The organism is Bacillus sp. RC251, from assembly GCF_044908765.1.
GTDB classification, from domain to species: Bacteria; Bacillota; Bacilli; order Bacillales; family Bacillaceae_G; genus Bacillus_A; species Bacillus_A wiedmannii.
The window spans coordinates 1,115,564-1,136,237 of sequence record NZ_JBIYDP010000001.1 but is presented as its reverse complement, the minus strand read 5'-3'; the positions used below and the strand labels follow the sequence as shown (position 1 = coordinate 1,136,237).

General features: G+C 32.3%; 24 protein-coding genes and 4 pseudogenes. 2 read left to right on the top strand and 26 right to left on the bottom strand.

Going from position 1 to position 20,674, the window contains the following annotated elements; genetic code table 11:
* Positions 1-13 precede the first annotated feature (13 nt).
* The 3 genes from ABH961_RS05790 to ABH961_RS05780 form a co-directional block, all read right to left on the bottom strand.
* Complete coding sequence (locus ABH961_RS05790; protein ID WP_116443145.1) at positions 14-541, bottom strand: hypothetical protein; 528 nt, start codon at positions 539-541, stop codon at positions 14-16.
* Positions 542-631: 90 nt separating this feature from the next.
* Complete coding sequence (locus ABH961_RS05785; RefSeq protein WP_012644371.1) at positions 632-2,320, bottom strand: formate--tetrahydrofolate ligase; 1,689 nt, start codon at positions 2,318-2,320, stop codon at positions 632-634.
* A gap of 94 nt (positions 2,321-2,414) precedes the next feature.
* Positions 2,415-3,095 (bottom strand): class I SAM-dependent methyltransferase, encoded by a 681-nt coding sequence (locus ABH961_RS05780; protein ID WP_060488566.1) that lies wholly within the window; start codon positions 3,093-3,095, stop codon positions 2,415-2,417.
* Positions 3,096-3,299: 204 nt separating this feature from the next.
* Between ABH961_RS05780 and ABH961_RS05775 the strand changes: the two genes are divergently transcribed.
* Entirely contained in the window at positions 3,300-3,638 is a 339-nt protein-coding gene (locus tag ABH961_RS05775; RefSeq protein ID WP_048540980.1) for a hypothetical protein, read from the top strand.
* A 30-nt stretch (positions 3,639-3,668) separates the two neighbouring features.
* Here the strand turns inward: ABH961_RS05775 and ABH961_RS05770 are convergent, their stop codons facing one another.
* From ABH961_RS05770 to ytfJ, 4 genes are all read right to left on the bottom strand, one after another.
* The gene (locus ABH961_RS05770; RefSeq protein ID WP_000798747.1) at positions 3,669-3,881 is read right to left on the bottom strand and encodes a hypothetical protein; all 213 of its coding nucleotides are present in this window, start codon (positions 3,879-3,881) and stop codon (positions 3,669-3,671) included.
* Positions 3,882-3,950: 69 nt separating this feature from the next.
* Positions 3,951-4,271 carry a hypothetical protein gene (locus ABH961_RS05765; protein WP_048540982.1) on the bottom strand — a complete coding sequence of 107 codons (321 nt, stop codon included), beginning with the start codon at positions 4,269-4,271 and terminating at the stop codon, positions 3,951-3,953.
* A 51-nt stretch (positions 4,272-4,322) separates the two neighbouring features.
* Positions 4,323-5,099, bottom strand: coding sequence for an oxalate:formate antiporter (locus ABH961_RS05760; RefSeq protein ID WP_000014094.1), 777 nt, complete (start codon positions 5,097-5,099; stop codon positions 4,323-4,325).
* Between the two features lie 160 nt (positions 5,100-5,259).
* The gene (gene ytfJ / locus ABH961_RS05755; RefSeq protein ID WP_000349987.1) at positions 5,260-5,685 is read right to left on the bottom strand and encodes a GerW family sporulation protein; all 426 of its coding nucleotides are present in this window, start codon (positions 5,683-5,685) and stop codon (positions 5,260-5,262) included.
* A gap of 132 nt (positions 5,686-5,817) precedes the next feature.
* Here ytfJ and ABH961_RS05750 point away from each other — a divergent pair, with 132 nt between their 5' ends.
* The gene (locus tag ABH961_RS05750; protein ID WP_098076435.1) at positions 5,818-6,603 is read left to right on the top strand and encodes a GNAT family N-acetyltransferase; all 786 of its coding nucleotides are present in this window, start codon (positions 5,818-5,820) and stop codon (positions 6,601-6,603) included.
* 282 nt (positions 6,604-6,885) lie between these two features.
* Here ABH961_RS05750 and ABH961_RS05745 read toward each other — a convergent pair whose 3' ends face one another.
* The 19 genes and pseudogenes from ABH961_RS05745 to ABH961_RS05660 all read right to left on the bottom strand — a co-directional run bounded on the left by ABH961_RS05745 (position 6,886) and on the right by ABH961_RS05660 (position 20,647).
* Positions 6,886-7,659: a DUF3952 domain-containing protein gene (locus ABH961_RS05745; protein ID WP_141519953.1), complete on the bottom strand. Its 774-nt coding sequence runs from the start codon at positions 7,657-7,659 to the stop codon at positions 6,886-6,888.
* Positions 7,660-7,835: 176 nt separating this feature from the next.
* Positions 7,836-8,612: a hypothetical protein gene (locus ABH961_RS05740; RefSeq protein WP_098076441.1), complete on the bottom strand. Its 777-nt coding sequence runs from the start codon at positions 8,610-8,612 to the stop codon at positions 7,836-7,838.
* Between the two features lie 188 nt (positions 8,613-8,800).
* Positions 8,801-9,577 carry a hypothetical protein gene (locus ABH961_RS05735; RefSeq protein WP_088093139.1) on the bottom strand — a complete coding sequence of 259 codons (777 nt, stop codon included), beginning with the start codon at positions 9,575-9,577 and terminating at the stop codon, positions 8,801-8,803.
* Between the two features lie 213 nt (positions 9,578-9,790).
* Positions 9,791-10,552, bottom strand: coding sequence for a hypothetical protein (locus ABH961_RS05730; RefSeq protein ID WP_098131842.1), 762 nt, complete (start codon positions 10,550-10,552; stop codon positions 9,791-9,793).
* A 62-nt stretch (positions 10,553-10,614) separates the two neighbouring features.
* Positions 10,615-11,385, bottom strand: a complete 771-nt coding sequence (locus ABH961_RS05725; protein ID WP_098076444.1) for a hypothetical protein — start codon at positions 11,383-11,385, stop codon at positions 10,615-10,617.
* A 218-nt stretch (positions 11,386-11,603) separates the two neighbouring features.
* Positions 11,604-11,651, bottom strand: a complete 48-nt coding sequence (locus ABH961_RS05720) for a hypothetical protein (protein WP_257141962.1) — start codon at positions 11,649-11,651, stop codon at positions 11,604-11,606.
* Between the two features lie 141 nt (positions 11,652-11,792).
* A complete protein-coding gene (locus ABH961_RS05715) occupies positions 11,793-12,614 on the bottom strand; it encodes a DUF3952 domain-containing protein (protein ID WP_098076447.1) in 822 nt (273 codons plus the stop codon).
* Between the two features lie 33 nt (positions 12,615-12,647).
* Positions 12,648-13,450 (bottom strand): annotated as a pseudogene (locus ABH961_RS05710) (DUF3952 domain-containing protein).
* A 199-nt stretch (positions 13,451-13,649) separates the two neighbouring features.
* Positions 13,650-14,444 carry a hypothetical protein gene (locus ABH961_RS05705; RefSeq protein ID WP_098076450.1) on the bottom strand — a complete coding sequence of 265 codons (795 nt, stop codon included), beginning with the start codon at positions 14,442-14,444 and terminating at the stop codon, positions 13,650-13,652.
* Positions 14,445-14,540: 96 nt separating this feature from the next.
* A pseudogene (locus ABH961_RS30055) lies at positions 14,541-14,686 on the bottom strand (DUF3952 domain-containing protein); the annotation flags it as partial.
* A 3-nt stretch (positions 14,687-14,689) separates the two neighbouring features.
* Positions 14,690-15,114: pseudogene (locus ABH961_RS05700) on the bottom strand (lipase); the annotation flags it as partial.
* A 19-nt stretch (positions 15,115-15,133) separates the two neighbouring features.
* Positions 15,134-15,955, bottom strand: coding sequence for a DUF3952 domain-containing protein (locus ABH961_RS05695; RefSeq protein ID WP_098076453.1), 822 nt, complete (start codon positions 15,953-15,955; stop codon positions 15,134-15,136).
* 199 nt (positions 15,956-16,154) lie between these two features.
* Positions 16,155-16,949 (bottom strand): annotated as a pseudogene (locus ABH961_RS05690) (hypothetical protein).
* Positions 16,950-17,041: 92 nt separating this feature from the next.
* A complete protein-coding gene (locus ABH961_RS05685; protein WP_098076456.1) occupies positions 17,042-17,320 on the bottom strand; it encodes a hypothetical protein in 279 nt (92 codons plus the stop codon).
* Between the two features lie 94 nt (positions 17,321-17,414).
* Entirely contained in the window at positions 17,415-18,212 is a 798-nt protein-coding gene (locus tag ABH961_RS05680; RefSeq protein WP_098076459.1) for a hypothetical protein, read from the bottom strand.
* A 27-nt stretch (positions 18,213-18,239) separates the two neighbouring features.
* The gene (locus tag ABH961_RS05675; protein ID WP_098076462.1) at positions 18,240-19,034 is read right to left on the bottom strand and encodes a hypothetical protein; all 795 of its coding nucleotides are present in this window, start codon (positions 19,032-19,034) and stop codon (positions 18,240-18,242) included.
* Positions 19,035-19,134: 100 nt separating this feature from the next.
* Positions 19,135-19,959, bottom strand: a complete 825-nt coding sequence (locus ABH961_RS05670) for a DUF3952 domain-containing protein (RefSeq protein WP_176519554.1) — start codon at positions 19,957-19,959, stop codon at positions 19,135-19,137.
* 75 nt (positions 19,960-20,034) lie between these two features.
* Positions 20,035-20,385, bottom strand: a complete 351-nt coding sequence (locus ABH961_RS05665; protein ID WP_098076465.1) for a DUF4176 domain-containing protein — start codon at positions 20,383-20,385, stop codon at positions 20,035-20,037.
* A 1-nt stretch (position 20,386) separates the two neighbouring features.
* The gene (locus tag ABH961_RS05660; protein ID WP_016077813.1) at positions 20,387-20,647 is read right to left on the bottom strand and encodes a hypothetical protein; all 261 of its coding nucleotides are present in this window, start codon (positions 20,645-20,647) and stop codon (positions 20,387-20,389) included.
* Between the last annotated feature and the right edge of the window lie 27 nt (positions 20,648-20,674).

Here is a 20,674-nt window from a genome sequence, read left to right as displayed (position 1 = left end):
TTCTCCTTTATCTCTATTTTTGAAGAAAATGTTGTATTGTTCGCACCGTTTCTATCATGTGTGAAATAACAGCTATTAAATCATCAACATGGTCTTCTGTAATCGCTTTTTGAAATATAACCTCTACCTTATTATGATATGAAATCGCTTGCTTATTATATTCGTATGAAATTTTCTGCGTAATCATTCTTTCTTTTCCCCATATAGAATGCATGAAATTTTCAATTTCTTCACACACTACCTCTGGCTTTTCTATCGGGAATGAAAATGCTAACTTCATTTCACAACCTGGTGTAAATTGTGGGACTTCCAATATTTCACCAGATAAGTTCTTTGCATCTACAGATAGTGAAAATGTTGCTTCTACTAACTGTTCGAACGGCTCTGTTAATTGAAATGAAATATTGTATATACGACTTAATGAGGCAAGGTCCATCATATCTTTTCGATCTGTTACAAGAATATCTCCATGTAAATCAAAATCATAAACAGCACCTTCTACGATTACTTTTAAATTATCAAAAGCAGTTGGATCAAACATAATTTCCTCCAAAAAACAGGCGCCTTTCGATGGAAAGGCGCCACTTGATGTATATATAGTTTACAGATAAACGAGATGAATTACAACCTTTTAGAATAAACCTACTGCTTTTCCATCTTCATTTACGTCCATTTGTAGTGCTGCTGGCTGTTTTGGAAGGCCTGGCATTGTTAACATTGTTCCTGTTAACGCAACGATAAATCCTGCACCAATTGATGGTTTCAGCTCACGAATTGTAACGATAAAATCTGATGGACGACCTAATTTTGTTGCATCGTCAGAAAGAGAGTATTGTGTTTTCGCCATACAAATTGGTAGGTTACTCCATCCTTCTCCTTCATATTGAGCTAATTGCTTACGTGCTTTCGGAGCAAATTCAATATCTTTTGCACCGTACACTTTTTGAGCAATTGTACGGATTTTTTCTTCTAATGGTAATTCTAATTCATAAAGTGGTGCGTAGTTGTTCTCACCTTTTTCGATTTCTTTTAACACTTTTTCAGCAAGGTCAACTCCGCCTTGGCCACCTTTCTCCCAAACTTCCGTTAAGGATACTGCATAGCCACGCTCATTGCACCACTCTTGTAAGTATGCAACTTCTGCATCTGTATCTGTAATAAATTTATTAATTGCAATTACGAAAGGCACACCGAAGCTTTGAATTGTTTCAACATGCTTCTGTAAGTTTTCCATACCTTTTGCTAATGCGTCTACATTTTCTTCTTTTAATTGATCTTTTGCTACGCCACCATGCATTTTAAGCGCACGAATAGTCGCAACAATAACAACTGCTTCTGGTTTAATGCCAGCTGCACGAGCTTTAATATCTAAAAACTTCTCTGCACCTAAATCAGCACCGAATCCAGCTTCTGTAATAACATAATCACCTAATTTTGCTGCCATTGTTGTAGCGATAACACTGTTACAACCGTGAGCGATATTCGCAAATGGTCCGCCGTGAATGATAGCTGGTGTATTTTCTAACGTTTGTACTAAGTTTGGTTTTAATGCATCTTTTAATAATAATGTTAACGCACCTTCTACACCTAAATCTTTAACCGTTACAGGTTGATTTGCAAAGTTATAAGCAACTACGATGCGAGATAGACGCGCTTTTAAATCTTGAATATCTGTTGCAAGGCAGAATACCGCCATAATTTCAGATGCTACTGTAATATCAAAACCGTCTTCACGTGGTACACCTTGAACTGGTCCACCAAGACCAATTACTACGTTACGAAGGGCACGATCATTTAAGTCAACACAGCGTTTCCAAACGATTTTACGTGTATCAATTCCAAGTGTGTTTCCTTGTTGGATATGATTATCAATAAACGCCGCTAACGCGTTATTAGCAGTTGTGATCGCATGGATATCTCCAGTAAAGTGAAGGTTAATGTCTTCCATAGGTACTACCTGTGAAAAACCACCACCTGCTGCTCCGCCTTTTAGTCCCATTGTTGGTCCAAGAGATGGTTCGCGAAGTGCAATTACTGTTTTCTTACCAATTTTATTAAAAGCTTGACCTAAACCAACTGTTACTGTTGATTTACCTTCTCCAGCTGGAGTTGGGTTAATCGCTGTTACTAAAACAACTTTACCGTCTTTCTCGTTCTGTAAGCGCTTAAAAATGTCAAGAGATAACTTACCTTTATAATGCCCGTATGGCTCTAATTCATCTTCTAAAATATTTAATTCAGCTGCAATTTCTTGAATCTTCTTCATACTCGCTTCTTGTGCGATTTCAATGTCGGATTTAACTGTTGTAGTAGTTGTCATATACCCTAGTCCCCCTTTAATTGGTTCTGATGATATTGTATCAGTTTTTTGTATTTTCTGCACTTATTTACCTCCTAAAAATTCTTTCATTTCTTTATGCGTTTTTTAACATAAATACCCATAAGAAGGTTAACGATTGTTGTAACTCAATAGGTAGTTGACCTAGCATCTTCTCATTTACTCCGCGCTTATATACACCGATGCCATCTACAACTTCAAAACCTTGTTCTTTCGCTAACTGTTCAAACTCCCAAGGCATCATCGTATTACAAACAACGTCTTTGCCATATAAACGAGGATAACTGTTCTCTCGAGGCTTTGCTGTCGGTCCTAAAATTGCAATACATGCATACCCATCTCTTTTTAAAACGCGCTTTATCTCATTTAATGCTCGTAATGGCTCCTCGGTCCATTCTAAAGAATTTATTGCCATAATTGATTCGAATTGCTCATTTTCAAATGGTAAGGAAGAAAGATCCCCTTTTATAAAAGATAAATTCGGTCCTTCTCCACGCTCCTTCCCTTTTTGAATCATCACTTCTGATAAATCTACTCCAACTGCTTTATAGCCCGCGCGACTTAATTTATATGTACCATATCCATCCCCACAACCAACATCGAGCACCTGAGCTTCTTTCTTCACATACTGTTCAAAAAATGGAATAATTGTACTCCTACTCCCGCTGTCCCACATCTCTTGACTATTTTGATTCCAAAATTCTGCACTACTATCCCATTTTTTCTCTGCTGATTCATGCCAATTAAATTTCGTCATACATTCCCCTGCCTTCACGTTTTATCACTCATTTCATTCTACATCATTTTCCAAAATTCCTGTTTATCTTCATTAGGAGATGTACAAGCTAATAATGGAATCTTTATTCTCCAATTTTTGCTTTACTTGGGTTTAACTCATACTCATGTTCTTCTCTTTGTGTAAGATACTATAGGTACACCCAATTGAAAGAGAGGGATGTACATGCGAAGAAAGAGAAATCATCATTTTAAAAGTGGTGAAAAACACGAAGAGTATGCAGCTGAAATATCACCAGCTGGCATACCAATTAGACATAAGCGTAAAGAAATTGCAAATGAAATAGAAGGTACAAACACCGGTGCAATGATAGGCTATGTCGCTTTATTTCTTTCGCTTTTCTCAATTGCATTTTATCCAGTTACACTCGGCTCTCTTGCGATTTTAGTCGGCTTATTAGCTGTCAATTTCGGAGCGAGAACACTTGGATATACAGCAATTGGTTTTGGTAGTTTTTCTGTTTTATTTACTTTACTCTATCCGCTTTCTTTGTCAGCGTTTTAAAAAAAACACACCAAGTTATACTTGGTGTGTTCATTCGTGATACAACATAATATGACCGCATCCACAGCAATGTTTCGCTGTAATTTCTTGAAACACTGGATAATTTTCTTCATCCCTATGTTCAATAAACACCTTTTCAAAACGGTACATGTTTGGCGCATATGCCCAATCTTGTTTCGTACGTGCATACAAAGTTGAGGAAAAAAACTCCTCACCACCGCAAACGATACATGTATTCTTCATTACTATCCCTCCTATGCTTGTCTTACTTCATCTATATGAACATAAGCATAAGAAAAAGACCTTCTATTACTAGAAAGTCTTCTCTGAAACAAAAAGAAATGTACCAAACATTCCTACTCCGCTATATTCTTTCGTAACACCAGCTTCTGTTTTAAATGTTTGCTTTGCAGTCATAAAGAATACACCATTTCGTGCATCTGTACTTTCAAATTGTAATTTTTCTTTTTTACCATCTACATTTTGTGTGCATTCAAAACTACTCTCATCACATTTCAATGCATACTTATCCTCTACATATACTTTAAAATCCGATTCTTTCGGACAAGTAATAAGTAAAATCGCTACGAGAATAATACTTACAATACCCACAATTGTATAATATTTCTTCATTTGTACTCCTTTCAAATGACAAGAAAACTTGACTTCATGCGCCAAGTTTTCTTAGTCCACAACCCATTGCCATTCTTGTTCTTTCTTATCAAAAATAAGCCAGCCCGTCTCTGTTGCTTCTTCTTTCAATTCATCGATATTATCTAGCACCTCATCCGTACTTTCATACGAACCAACTACATATACCGGAATTTCAAGACCTCTTCTTGACTCAATTTTCCCTGCTAGATCAATATAAAGACCGTCCTCCATTAATGGAAGAAGCCCCATGATCACTTCTTTCGAAATTGCTGGGAAAATTTTTGATTTTTGGAACAAAGAAAAACGTTTCTTACCGAAAGCACCGAGTTTATAAGGAATGACTTTACTTAACATCCCTACAAAGTCAGCAATTCTACGATAATACACTTTGTTGTACCATCCGTCATCATGTGAAAAATAAACAAATCTATTTTTCAATAGCGGAAAGAATGTTCTTGCAAGTGGTTCTTTTTTGTGAGCCAAATATAAAAGCTCTGCAATTTCTTTTGGCTCTAATTCATCTAAATCGCTTGCATCATCAAAATCTACCCAACAAAATTCATCAAATTCATCAATCTCTGCTTGAATTAGCTTATGTATATTTTCTTCCTCAACATATTCAAATAAAGTATGATAATGAAAATCTGTCCATTCAAAGTTATGCTTCAAAAGCAACACTTGATGAAGCGGTGAAGGGATGTTACTTGCAAACTCTTTAAACGTAATTCCTGATGTAATAAAACAATGACCCCGACGATTACCATTAATATATATCATATTTTTTACTTGGTCAGATCCTCCAGACAAAGCACCTAGCCACCTTCGTTTTATATGTTTCAATTCTATAGCATATTTTAACATGAAAAATTTTAGAAACATAGAAAAAAATTCAAAAACTATTTACAATTTCATGTGTTTTATTACATAGTGATTACAAGAAAAAACACCTGCTCGTGAGCAGGCGTTTTTAAAGGATTTCATCTGGGTTTTGAGGATGATGATTTCCCTCTTTCTTTTCATCTTTTTGGAACATCGATTGAATTTTATCAATTGTTTGTGGAGCTAATTCAATCATTTTTTCTGCTAAATGTGTCGCATTTTGTAGATGCAGAATATTTACTCCATCTTTATTCACTACAAGAAATGCTACTGGTGTAATAGAAACACCACCCGCGCTACCGCCACCAAATGCAGGGTTACCGTTCGCTCTTTGTCCATCATTCGTTTGGAAATCAGAACCTCCTGCTCCAAACCCGAACGCTACTTTAGAAACCGTTAACACCACACCACCGTCAGCCGTTTGAACAGGCTCTCCAACAATCGTATTTACATCAACCATTTCTTTTAAATTTTCCATTGCTGCTTTCATTAACCCTTGAATTGGATGATCCACCGTTCATAACCTCCTTTGTCATATCTTTCCTAGTTTTTCCGAAAGTTTGTGAACTAAACATAAAATTTTATATTGATTTCAAAAAACTTAAGTTGTAATATTTAGAAAAATAAAAAAAGAGGTCGATTCGTTATGATGCGAAAATTAATAAAGAAAGATCATGAACAAGTATTTTCCTTTCTAAAAGAAGAAGCAGCCCTTAACTTATTTATTATTGGAGATATTGAGGCTTTCGGTTATGATACAGATTTCCAAGAACTATGGGGAGTATTTAAGGAGGATGGAACATTACAATCGATTTTACTCCGCTTCCATGATGCATTCATACCATATAGTAAAGAAGCATTTGTTACATCTGATTATGAGACGCTTCTTTCCTCATATATGCCGCTTAAACTATCTGGCAAGTCAACTATCGTAGAAAAATTTGAAACTTCTCCTGCTATTCAACTAGGTGCCAAAAGTGATATGTATTTTTGTGAATGTCTAAATGGCAACAGCTTACCTGACACGCCTATTCATGAAACGATTAAGCTTGCATCAATAGATGATGTAGATCGAATTATGCAATTAAGAAGTAGCATCGATGAATTCTCGACTGCTAATGAATCAGAGAAAATATTAAGACAAGCTCTCGAAACAAATACGGGACGTACTTATTATATTGAAAAAGACGGCGTAATCATCGCATCCGCCTCTACTTCCGCTGAAAATTCATTATCCGCTATGGTTGTTGGCGTATGTACACACCCGAATTATCGCAGAAATGGCTACGCTTCACTCATATTACAAAAAATGATTCAAGACTTTACGAAAGAAGGCCGAACACTTTGCTTATTTTATAACAATCCAGCTGCTGGACGAATTTATAAACGTCTAGGGTTTAATGACATCGGGATGTGGACGATGTATCGATAATAAGCAATACTTTATAAGAGGAAATAGTTGTAACTTAGCAATAAAGCAGATTATACAAAAACTTCACACCGTTATTATGAAGATGGAAAAACTACTTGCGGAGCAATACTCTAACTAAAACATGTTATGTATTCAAGCTAAATTTAGATAGATAAACGCCCCAATTGTTGCACCTACTCCAGCAATTGGGGCGTTTACCTTCAAATTCTTTCCACTATATTTATGAAACATTTATTCCACTTATGTCGCTATTATCATTACGTGCAAATGCTCTTTTTAATATTACTGCTTCTTATTATACTGTGCTTTAAAATCAATATATTCCTGTCTCGCGTCCTGATTATTACCTTGTTGACTATCAAAGTATGTGTGTATTTGTGATATGTGTTCTACTGACTTTCCTTCTTCATTTCTCTTTTTATAATTCACTACAATACTCACTTCCAATATCTGCTCTGAGCCCTTTGTAAACTCAATATGCAGTGCGATCGATCCACCACCATATTCATCATATTGTATTTTCAACTTATCATTAATAATATTTTGAAACTCTGATTCAGTTAGTGTATATCCAACAGTACTAGGCTGACCAAACTTTTTTATATCACCTCCTGGCTTCATCTTTAGTTTCCCTATCCCTTTTAAACGATCTACAATTAAGTTCACGTATGAAACATCTAGATTTGAATCCGGACTTTGCACCTTTTCATTTTTATACATAATATTTGTACTATAATTAACTTTTTCTTTATAATTTTTATCATCTACTTCCGAGGTAATTTCTTGTGTTGTATTCCCATATAAACTTTTATCTTTTATATTATATACACCTGTCGAAGTTTGGTAGATTGTTTTACTATGCTCTCCATCTTCTTTTTGCTCATATGTACTATATATACCTCTTTGTTTCACATACGCATATCCATCATCACTCGCAGACATAACCTTTTTCATATCACCTTCATCCAAAGCTTTGACAAATGGCTCATATTCTATCTTTTTTTCAAAAAAACTACATGCTTGTAATAGGCTGATTGCTATTATGATACTAATCATTTTAGAAACCCTTTTTTTGTTCATTTCATCATCACACTACCCACTCTATATTTTCAATTAGATAACCTACTAATCACTTTTATCACCTTACATAAGTAAATTTTCTTTTCGTAGTTCAAATACTCTCCTATAAATTATTACTTTTTCATCATCAAAACTTAAAATACACACTTTCTTTATGCCTTACGTTTCGATTTACTTTTTTTATTTTTCTTTTGATATCTTGGAGTCTCTCTTTTATGTTGCTCCCATGAAATGTTAAATGACGGAAATTTAAACCTGCAATATGCTAATAGCTGAAATTCAGCTGCACCGATGGCTATCGTATACATTAAAAAGGTCCCTACTACATACATAAATAAATCATCAAACCCATAATCATTATGAAAATATATCAAAATAAGAATAGTTACTGCGTATAGTGTAGCCCACTTCATCATCTTTCCTTTTGTTTTACTAAAGAAAGAAGTAGACCTTTCATCCATACTAAACGCACCTTCACTCGCTTGTTTAAACGTATCAATTGTTGTCAAAATATGAAAAATCACTGCTCCTAAAAGCAATAAACCCACATACATTATTGTAATCCAGTCAATTGAATTATTAGCCATTTTAGTAACAGTCAAAGCAATAGGAGCTATTGTTGCCAATTGGAATGAACATAATAATACGACAAGGGTTTGTAGTTTTTGAAATTTAAATTGAGCTATCGGAAATGAATAAATAACGAAAAGAATTATTTGTAGGCTGTACAATAACACTTCTAACTTAACAATTCCTATATTAAAGAGAAGCATACAGTAATCCCACCCAGCTGATAAAACAATAGAAAAAATGGTTATTGAACTAAATAGTATTCCTCCAAACATAAACCCTGTAGTACCTTGAGGGTCTAAACGATATTCACATGTCATCCTAAACTTATCTAAATCTTCTTCTTTTATATTCCACATCCTGGCTCTTCACCTTCTATACAGTTTAAATAATTTTCATTCACTTCAATTCTATTTCACTCTTATTTACTTTTCGATTGGGATTTTGTATTTCGCTTTCAAAATCTCCCACGCATTCTCTCACTCTCTCATTCTCTTCCCACGTTATATTAAATGGCGAACATTTAAATTTATTCTGCCATTTCCCTTTATGTCTTACGTTTCGATTTACTTTTTTTATTTTTCTTTTGATATCTTGGAGTTTCTCTTTTATGTTGCTCCCACGTTTTATTAAATGACGGAAATTTAAATCTGCAATACGCTAATAGCTGAAATTCAGCTGCACCTATGGCTATCGTATACATTAAAAAGGTCCCTACTACATACATACCTAAAGTATCGAATCCATAATCGTTATGAAAATATAGCAAAATAAGAATAGTTACTGCGTATAATGTAGCCCACTTCATCATCTTTCCTTTTGCTTTACTAAAAAAGGAAGCGGATCTTTCATCCATACTAAATGCACCTTCACTTGCCTGTTTAAATGTATCAATTGTTGTCAAAATATGAAAAATTACTGCTCCTAAAAATAATAGTCCTGCATACAGTAATGTAATCTGATCAATTGAATTATTAGCCATTTTAGTACCAATCAAAACTACGAGTAATATTATTGCCATTTGAAATGCATTTAATAATACAACAATTGTTTGTAGCTTTTGAAATTTAAATTGAGCTTTTGGAAATAAATATAGAATGAAAAAAATTACTTGCAGAGCATATAACAACACTTCCAGCTTAACAATTCCTATATTAAGGAGAACCATACAGTAATCCCAATCACCTGATACAATAATAGAAAAAACGGCTATTGAACTATAAAGTATTCCTCCAAACATAAAGCCTGTAGCACCCTCAGGACTTAAACGATCATTACATGTCATCCTAAACTTATCTAAATCTTCTTCTTTTATATTCCACATCCTGGCTCTTCACCTTCTATACGTTTCAATTATTTTTCGAGTACTAAAATTCTATTAATATATTATTTATCCCGCTTTAATGGGCAGTAAGACCCCCAGCTCAAAATTCAGCGAAAGCAAAGAATTTAGGTGGGGGATCAACTGCCCATAAAAGTCCGATTGGTTCAACTAATAATCAGTGGGGGATGAAGAAAACCCCCACTGATTAAAGTTTCACTTTATTTTTCGTTTTGAATTTCTTATTTTATTTTCGACTCTCCCACGCATTCTCTCATTCTCTTCCCACGTCATATGAAATGACTTAAATTTGAATCTACAGTACGCCAATAGTTGGAATTCTGCCGCTCCGATTGCAACCGCATACATTAATACAGTTCCCACTCCATACATAACAAAAAAATCAATTGAATAATCATTTTGAAAATACATTAAAATAAGTAGTATTAATATATATATTATAGCCCCCTTTATCATAGCTCCTTTTGTCTTACTAAAAAAAGAGGTGGATCTTTCATCACTACTAAATGCACCTTCACTTGCTTGTTTAAATGTATCTAGCGTTGCTACAATATGGATAATAACTGCTCCTACAACTAGTAGCCCGGTATACATCCTACCAATTGAATTGTCAGCCATTTCAGAAACAATCGAAACTACAAATAATATCGTTCCAAGTTGAAACGCATATAGTAATACGATTAGCGTTTGTAACTTTTGAAATTTATAACATGCTTTCGGAAATAGATATATAATTAAAAATATAATTTGAATACTAAATAACACAATTTCAGTTTTAACAATAGTTCTATCAAAAAAATTGTTGTAGTAATTCAAATCCCCTACAAAAATAACAAACATAAATATCGAAATATAAAATATTGTTCCAAGCATAAATCCCGTAGCACCCTCAGGACTTAAACGCCCTTTACATGTCATCCTAAACTTATCTAAATCTTCTTCTTCTATATCCCACATCCTGACTCTTCACCCTCTATAAGGTTTAAATAATTCTCATATACTTAAATTGCATTTCACTCTTACTTACTTTTCGTTTTGGATTTTGTATCTCGCTTTCGAATTCTCCCACGCATTCTCTCATTCTCTTCCCACGTCATATGAAATGACTTGAATTTGAATCTACAATACACTAAGAGCTGGAACTCTGCCGCTCCTATTGCTACTGCATACATAATAACATTACACATAACATAACCAAACATTGTGTTTAATGAATAATTATTATTTATATAAATTAAAACAAGAAGAATTATCACATAAATTACAGCACCTTGTATAACATGTCCCTTTGTTTTACTAAAAAACGAAGCTGATTTGTCCTCACTACTAAATGCACCTTCGCTTGCTTGTTTAAATGTATCAACTGTTGTCACAATATGAACAATAATTCCACCTAATACTAATAGACCTACATAAACACGTGTATGGAGATCAATTGAATGCTCTATCATCCCAGAAAGTACAAATAAAGTGCATCCGATAGTTCCAAGTTGAAATGCATATAATAATATAACGAGCGTTTGTAATTTTTGAAATTTATAACGTGCTTTAGGGAATAAATATAGAATTAAAAACATTACTTGCAAACCATATAACACTAATTCAATCCTAACAATTACCTTATCAAACAAGGTAGTATAATAATCCATTCCTCCCACAAAAATAATAACCATAAATAATGAAGTATAAAATATCGTTCCGAGCATAAAACCCGCAGCACCTTCAGGACTTAAACGCCCTTTACATGTCATTCGAAACTTATATAAATCTTCTTCTTTTATATTCCACACCCTGACATTTCACCTTCTATACAGTTTAAATAATTTTCTTGCACTAAAATTCTATTACATTCTTAATATTTTTAAGTACATAGATCTTTGTACAACTAAATTCAGAAAATCTTTTAAGTATACCATTACCACATTAATTACCATAATCATATACTCAGAATGCTTTTTGATAAATCAAATAGTATCCTTTCTCCTCAAAAGTTCCAAATATTCTTCTTTCAATTAAGTATAACCGTCTTCTTGTCACCTTCATTCAATGCCTTTATTAGGCTCTCATACTCTATTTTGATTTCCCAAAACTATACGCGCTCAGCAAAACATAACTGTCATCACAGTAACTATTTTTTACTACCCCTTTACTCATATCTTCACAACATTTATCATTCTCAAAATTCAATCAAAATATGTTATTTTTGATTTATATACTCTTTTTCATAATTTACATATTCTTTTTTGGAACTTTGATTATTATCTTCTCTGGTATGATAATATGTTAAAATTTCTTGATTGCGTTTTATAAGCTTATCTTCTTTTCTTTCTTCATAATTTACCGATATTGTTATTTGTATTATTCTCATTTGATTTTCTTTTGTATCATTAGGCGTATTAAATTCAATCATCAATATTGCAGAATCAAATTTATCATATTTTAAATTTAACTTGTCATTTATTATGCTTTTAAACTGTAATTCAGTTAAATCATAGCTTATTATGCTCGGTTCACTAAATCTTTTTGTATCTTCACTCGGTTTCAATTTACTAAGTTCATTTAATCCTCTAAACATTAATTTTACATATGAAACATTCATAGCTTGATCCTGGGCTATTGAACGGGATTTTTCATTTTTTAAATTTGTACTATAGACCGTTTCTTTTTTGTAATTTTGATTACTACCAACGTTTTTATCATTTTTTATATCAGTAGCAATCTTTTGAGTTGTTTTCCCATATAAGTCGTTTTCTTTCACATTATATATTCCATGGGTTGTTTGATATATTATCCTGCTATGTTCACCATCTTCTTTTTCTTCATAAGTACTGTCGCTAGTCTCTTCTTTCACATATGCATATCCATCATCACTCGCAGACATTACCGTCTTCATATCACCTTCATCCAATGCCTTTACTAATCTCTCATACTCTATTTTTGTTTCCCCGAAACTGCACGCGCTTAGTAAAAACATTACAGTCATTACAATAACTATTTTTTTAACTAACCTTTTACTCATACCATAACTACACCTTTCCCCTTATTTTATACATTACTTGCTATTCGAATATTGTTTTTCATACTTCTCATATCGGGTTTTAGAAGCTTTATCGTTATCTTCTTTACTATTTAAATAGATTGCTATTTTTTGATCATGCCTTATTAATCGGCCTTTTTTATTCTTTTTTTCATATCCCATTGTGATGCTTATTGTAGTGAATTCCATTGGATTTTCTTTTGAATCTTTCGCCGAACTAAATTCCATTAATAATATTGCTTCATCAAATTTATCGTAGTCCACCTTTAACTTATTATTAATTATTTCTTGAAATTGCGATTCAGTTAAGTAATATGTTACCTTGGATGACTCACTAAATCTTTTTTATCTTTTTTGGGTCTTAAACTATCTATTCCCTTTAATCTATTAAATATAAATCGAACATTCGAAACGTCCAAATTTTGATCTGGACTTTTTGATTGATTATCTTCATATTTAATACTAGTTCTATATACAATCTCTTCTTTTTTTTGCTCACTATTTAATGAACTAGCAATTTCTTGCAAAGTTGTTCCATAGAACTTTTTTTCTTTAATATTGTATACTCCTCCTGTTGTTTGATATACAACGCTAATGCGATTATCATTTTCCGCCCAAAACGTGCTATCCCTAATCTCTTCTTTTACATAAGCATACCCGCCATCACTCGCAGACATAACCGTCTTCATATCACCTTCATCCAACGCCTTTACTAATCTCTCATACTCTATCTTCGTCTCCCCAAAACCACATCCACTTAATAAACTTGCTACTATTGACAGAACTATCATCATCTTAGATTTTTTCTTTAACTTCATACTGACACCCCGTTAGTTACTATAGGCATTTTTAGGTTCATTATGTTCCCTTTTGGAAAGTAATACACTTCACCTTTACTTACTGCTATTTATTCACTTATGCAGATTAAATTGAATATTCTTTAATTTTCAATAGCATCGATTTATATACAATCCTTAATTGCTCATATATTCTATTCGAATTTTCAGAAACCAAAACTTATTTTATTTCTTTAGTTTTCTTTTTTTCCTTCTCTTCATAAAGCTTTAGTCTTTTCTGACGTTCCATTTCGTGTTCCTCCCACGAAATATAAAATGATGGAAATTTAAATCTGCAATAGGCTAATAATTGGAACTCTGCTGCACCTATGGCTACCGCGTACATTACAAGGGTTCCTGCCATATACCCCACTAAAACCCCTGTTTCATAATTATTATGAAAATAAATTAAAATAAGAAGGGTTAGTACATATATCGTAACACCAATCATTGCATTGCCTTTTGTTTTACTAAAAAATGAAGTTGCTCTTTCATCCATACTAAATGCTCCACTCTCTGCTTGTTTAAAGGTATCAATCGTTGTCACCAGATGAACAAAAACTGCTCCTAGAAACAATAAACCCACATACAATAATGTAATTTGATCAATTGAATAATTCGAAATTGCTGGAAGTATAAATAATGTGAATCCTATAGTTCCTAGCTGAAATGCAAATAATAATATCACAAATGCTTGCAACTTTTGATATTTGAAACGAGCTTTTGGAATTAGATATAGAATGAAAAAGATTACTTGCAAACCATATAACACTAATTCAATACTCACAATTATTTTGTCAAAGAGATTTGGATAATAACCCCAGCCAAATTTAAATAATGCTCCCAAAATAAAAAGCATGAATAATGAACTATAAACTATTCCTCCAAACATAAACCCCATAGAATATTCTGGGCTTAAGCGATTTCTACATGTTATTTTAAATTCATCTAAATCTTTTTCTTTTATATTCCACATATAATTACACCATCTTTTCTAAAATCATATAATAACTCTATTTTTGTAGATAAACTGAGAGTAAATAAATATTTTTGATATTTATTATTAAACTAACTTTTCTTTAAAGTCTATATCTATCCTCATTTGCAAAATTTGTTTTGGATTTTTTGGACACCCAGGTGCAATACGATTGTTGCTCCATCAAATTCATCGCATTGTATCTTTAATTTATTATTAATAATATTTTTAAATTCAGATTCAAAGTGCCCTAATAAAGTTATCTTCTTTCCTTTATTACCCGCCTTGACTTTTTCATAAATTTTTTCTGCTTGACTATACTGAAATTCCGCTAATGACCCCAATATAGGTGAATTAGTTAAATTATGCAGCCAAATTGCTCCATCGGTTGCTAAATCGCCTATTTGGCTCGGTTGGGTTCCAACGTATACAATGAAAATTCCATGCGTGTTTCTATTCTCTAAAGCATATGCCCCAAATCCAGTTACTGAATGAATATCATCAGAAGCTATAAGATTAGCATTAAAGTTGTCTTGTAACTTCTGTTTATTTATTATTGGATCAGAGTTATTATATTTTTTTCTTGTGCATTATAATCATAAATATCTCTTGCTGATAATCTTAATTTTCCTACATCACTACTTAATTTATAATCTTCCTCGTTCACCATATTCTCCCCCTTATATATATTAATGGCTTTCTTTAAATTTCTTTTCATATTGTAAGTAATCTTTTTTTGATTTCTGATTATTTTCTTCTTTATTATGTAAATATGTTGTTATTTCTTGATCATGCCTAATCATATTATTTTCTTCATTTCTTTGTTTATAGCCTATCGAAATTGTTATCTCTGTTATTTCCATCGGATTTTTCTTTGTATCCTTAGCAGAATTAAATTCAATTAGTAGTGTTGCATAACTAAACTTCTCATACTCTAATCCTAAATTCCCATTAAATATCTCTTTAAATTGAGTTTCTGATAAATTATAGCTTATCGTAGCTGGTTGGCTGAAGCTTTTTTTATTCACATTTGGTTTCAATTCTTTTATTCCTTGCACTCTATTGAGCATTAATTTTATATTAGACATATCTTTCCCTCGATTTGAAGCTTCTAGCTGTCCATTTTCGTATCTTATATCTGACTTGAATACAAATTCTTCTTTATATTGTGGGTTGTCAATATGTTTTTCATCCTCAACTGGAGTATTGACTTTCTTTTGTGTCTCACCAAAAAGAATCTTATCTTTAATACTATAAATACCTTGCGTTGTTTGATAAACTACTCCTATTTGCTTATTATTATCCTCAATAAAAGTACTATCCCTCACCTCTTCTTTCCCATACGCATACCCTTCATCACCCGCAGACATAACCGTCTTCATATCACCTTCATCCAATGCCTTTACTAATCTCTCATACTCTATCTTCGTCTCCCCTAAACCACATCCACTTAATAAACTTGCTACTATTGACAGAACTATCATCATCTTAGATTTTTTCTTTAACTTCATACTGACACCCCGTTGATTTCTCTAGGCATTTTTAAGTTCATTATGTTCCTTTTTGGAAAGTAATACATTTCACCTTTACTTACTGCTATTTATTTACTCATACAGATTATATTGAAGATGCTTTAATTTTTAATAGCATTGATTTATATACAATCCTTAATTGCTTATATGTTCTGTTCGAATTTTCAGAATCCGAAACTTATTTTATTTCTTTCGCTTTCTTTTCCTCTCTCTCTTTATAACGCTTTAAGAATTCCTGCCGTTCCCTATCATGTTCCTCCCACGAAATATAAAATGACGGAAATTTAAATCTGCAATAGGCTAATAATTGGAACTCTGCTGCACCTATGGCTACCGCGTACATGATTAGAGTTCCTCCCGCATACAATCCTAAAATCTTCAGTGTATAATCATTATGCACATAAATTGAAATGAGAAGAATTAGCACATAAATTACAGCACACTTTATTGTAATCCTCTTTGTTTTACTAAAAAATGAAGAGGATTCTTCTCCCTTATTAAATGCCCCTTTACTTGCCTGTCTAAAAGTATCAATAGTCGCTAAAATATGTAAAATGACTGCACCTAAAAATAATAACCCAACATACATTAATGTACTTTGATCAATTGAATAATTTTACATTCCTGGAATTATCAACATTGTAAATGTTATAGTGCCTAGCTGAAATGCATATAATAGTACCACAAGTGTTTGTAGTTTCTGTAATTTAAATGGCATCTTAGGAAACAGATAAATAATTAAAAAAATTACTTGAAGACTATAAAGTACTAACTCAAGGCTAACAATTATTTTATCAAAGAGAGTCGGGTAATAACTCCAACCAAACCTTATTAACCCTACAATAAGAAAAAACATTATTAATGAAATAAAAAACATCGTTCCAAACATAAACCCTGTAGCCCAGTCGGGACTTAAGCGGTTCTTACAAGTACTTTTAAATTCATTTAAATCTTCTTCTTTTATATTCCACATATAATTACACCATCTTTTCTAAAATCATGTAATAACTCTATTTTTGTAGACAAACTGAGAGTAAATAAATATTTTTAGTATTTCATATTAAACTAGCCTTTTTTACTTTTTTTAACAAACAAAAAATACAGCGATAGCATTAGTATTAAGCCTATTCCACAAACCAATACACCTCCATATTCTTTCTGGTATAAAAAAATAAACATAGTAACAATATAGCTCGGTATTGACAAAATAATGAGCCACTTCCCCAGAAACTCTGCTACTTTATATAGAAGTAAAAAGATAAACATACTCCCAACAATAATAGGTGCTATTACACCTTCAAAAAAACCTTTTTCTTTTTTTACAGTTTTTGAATCTTTATTCAAGACATTACATCCCTCTCTTTACTAGTTAATTTATGAATAATGTATTCATTCTATCTTCAATATAAGTTTACAAGTATCATTTACAACTTTCATTTCAGTTTTTGTTTCGCTTTTGTTCTTTCTCTCTTATTCTTTTTCTATTTGCTATAAATTCTTGGCGTTCCTTTTCATGTTGTTCCCACGTAATATTAAATGATGGAAATTTAAAGCGACAATACACCAATAGGACGAATTCTGCTGATGCAACGGCAAATACATATAATATAATTGTTTGTAAAAAATAAAACACCATCGGCTTTAGCGCAAAACGAATACTTGCAAAGATTAATATCAATAGGACAACTATATAAATTACCATTCCAATTAACATCCAGAGTTTTGTATTAGTAAAAAATGAGACTGATTCCCCTTCTAACTTATAGCCTCCATATTTTGCTTTTTTAAAAGTATGGATTGTTATTACAATATGAGTAATTATCGCTCCTAATAATAATAGACCTACATAAAATACCGTTAGATTTTCACAAGAATATCCAAATATTGCTTCAATTAATACATACGCATAACCTACCGTTGCAACCTGAAACGAGTTAAAAACAATTAAAACGGCTTGTAACTTTTGTAATTTAAATCTTAATTTCGGAAATGAATAGATAATCAAAAAAAGGATTTGCAGAATATATAATGCTAACTCTACAGAAACAATTATTCGTTCAAAAGATTTTGGATAAGCCTCCCAACCAAGTTGTAAAAAACCCAAAACAATAAAAAACATCGGTAATGAAGCGTATACAAAAACTCCAACTAAAAAGGCCATTACACCATCAGGACTTAATCGGTTTTTATTTGTAATTTCGAAAAAACCTAAATCTTCTTCTTTTATTTTAAGCATTCATCTTTCCCCATTTCGACGCAAAACTTATTTTATTTCTTTAGTTTTCTTTTTTCCCTTCTCTTCATAAAGCTTTAGTCTTTTCTGACGTTCTCTTTCATGTTCCTCCCACGAAATATAAAATGACGGAAACTTAAATCTACAATAGACTAATAGTTGGAACTCAGCTGCGCCTATGGCCACCGCGTACAGTATAAGGGTCAATACAGAATACCAACCTATTTGCTCCATCGTATAATCATTATTAATATAAATTAAGATTAGGAGAGTTAATACATATAATATAGAGGCAATCATTAAAAAATCTTTTGTCTTACTAAAAAATGAAACTGAATTTTCCCAATTACTAAATGCGCCTTCGCTAGCTTGCTTAAAGGTATTAATTGTTGTAAAAATATGAATAATAAAAGCTCCTAACAATAATAAGGCTACATAAGTCAATGTAACACGATCATTTGAATAACCGAAAATACTCGAAACACCTACTGTTACAAATCCTATAGTCGCAAGTTGAAGTGTATATAACAATATAACCATAGCTTGTAACTTTTGTAATTTAAAACGAGCTTTTGGAAATAAATATACAATAAGAAAAATGATTTGTATGCTATACAAACATAACTCTATTTTAATAATTGTTTCATCTAGTAAACTAGGATATACGGACCAACCAAATTTCACCAAACCATAAATTACACCTAACATTATTAATGAGGTGTATATGATTGAACCTAACATAAAACCTACAGCAGCCTCAGGACTTAAACGATTTCTACATGTAATTCTAAATTCATCTAAATCTTCTTCTTTTATGTTCCACATTTGTTAACTCCACCTTTCCCCGAACTATAGTATATTACCAAAATAAAGATGCAATTTTCTTATTCACTGATTTTATACCTTTTTATTTTCATCGCCACTCTTAACAATCTCTTTTGTTGTACTGCGCCTTGTATTTTAAATATTCCTGTCTCGCATCTTGGTTATTATCCTGTTTTCTATTAAAATACGTTATTATTTGGAACATATTTTCTACTAATTTTCCATCCTCATTCTTTTCTTTAAAATCTATATCTATCCTCATTTGCAAAATTTGTTTTGGATTTTTTGGAGCATCCAGGTGCAATACGATTGTTGCTCCATCAAATTCATCGTATTGTATCTTTAATTTATTATTAATAATATCTTTAAATTCAGATTCAGTTAGTCGATATCCCACTGAATTAGGCTGATCAAACTTTTTTATATCATCCTCGGGCTTCATCTTTAGTTTCCCTATCCCATTTAAACGATCTGCAATTAAGTTTACGTATGAAACATCTAGATTTGAATCCGAACTTTTCACCTGTCCATTTTCATACTTAACATGAGTACTATAAATAGTTTCTTTTTTATAATTTTCATTTGTCCTTTTTCCCTTGTCTTTTTCTATATCAGTCGCAACTGTTTGTATCGCCTCTCCATATAAACTTTTATCTTTTGTATTATATACACCTTCCGTAGTTTGACGAATTGTCTTACTGTGCTCTCCATCTTCTTTTTGCTCAAACGTACTATAAATACCTCTTTGAGTCACATAAGCATATCCATCATCACTCGCAGACATTACCGTACTCATGTCCTCTTCATCCAACGCCTTAACAAATCTCTCATACTCTATCTTTGTCTCCCAAAAACCACATCCACTTAATAAACTAGCTACTATTGACAGAACTATCATCATCTTAGCTTTCTTCTTTAACTTCATACTGTCACCCTTATTCAATCAAAATAAGCTTTCCTCTTTCCATTTTGGAAGAGGAAAGCTTATTTCCTTTTAAATTTATTTTTTTCTCTTTATTTCTAACTCTTGTGCTTGTTGTTGCTTTTTATTTTTTTCAATTACTTTTTCAACAAACTCATTCCGCCACATTTTAAACTTAGCTGCGAATTGACCTTCAATTTTATTTCGATACCCTTCAAATTTAACCTCTGCAATATCCGCGTGGTTAAATAATTTATACGTCTCTTCGGTTAAACCCACTGGATGCAACACTCCGCCATAATCATAGAATGTGTTTTCATCAAGTAATAAACCTCTCGTAGTAATTACATACTCCGCATCTTCCTCTTCTTTAAGACCCAATCTTACAACACTGCCTAAAGGTAATACTTTATCCATATAGTCTTTCATATTAATTCACTGTCCCTTTTAGTACGCTAATTTTCTCTTCTATTTTTTGTCTTTTTTTCTCTAATTGACGGATCCGATCAATAAATGCCTCACGTGTTTTTCCTTGTAATGTACTATCAATACTACTCTCTAACCTTCTAATTTCCCCTGTTAAAGATGCAGCTGCTTTTTCTAATTGCACTACAACGTTTATAATTTGTTCTCGTCCACCACTAGCTGGAAATGTACTATGAACCCTTGACATTATCGTATGTAAATCCACCTTCATACCCCTCTCTTTTAAATTTAT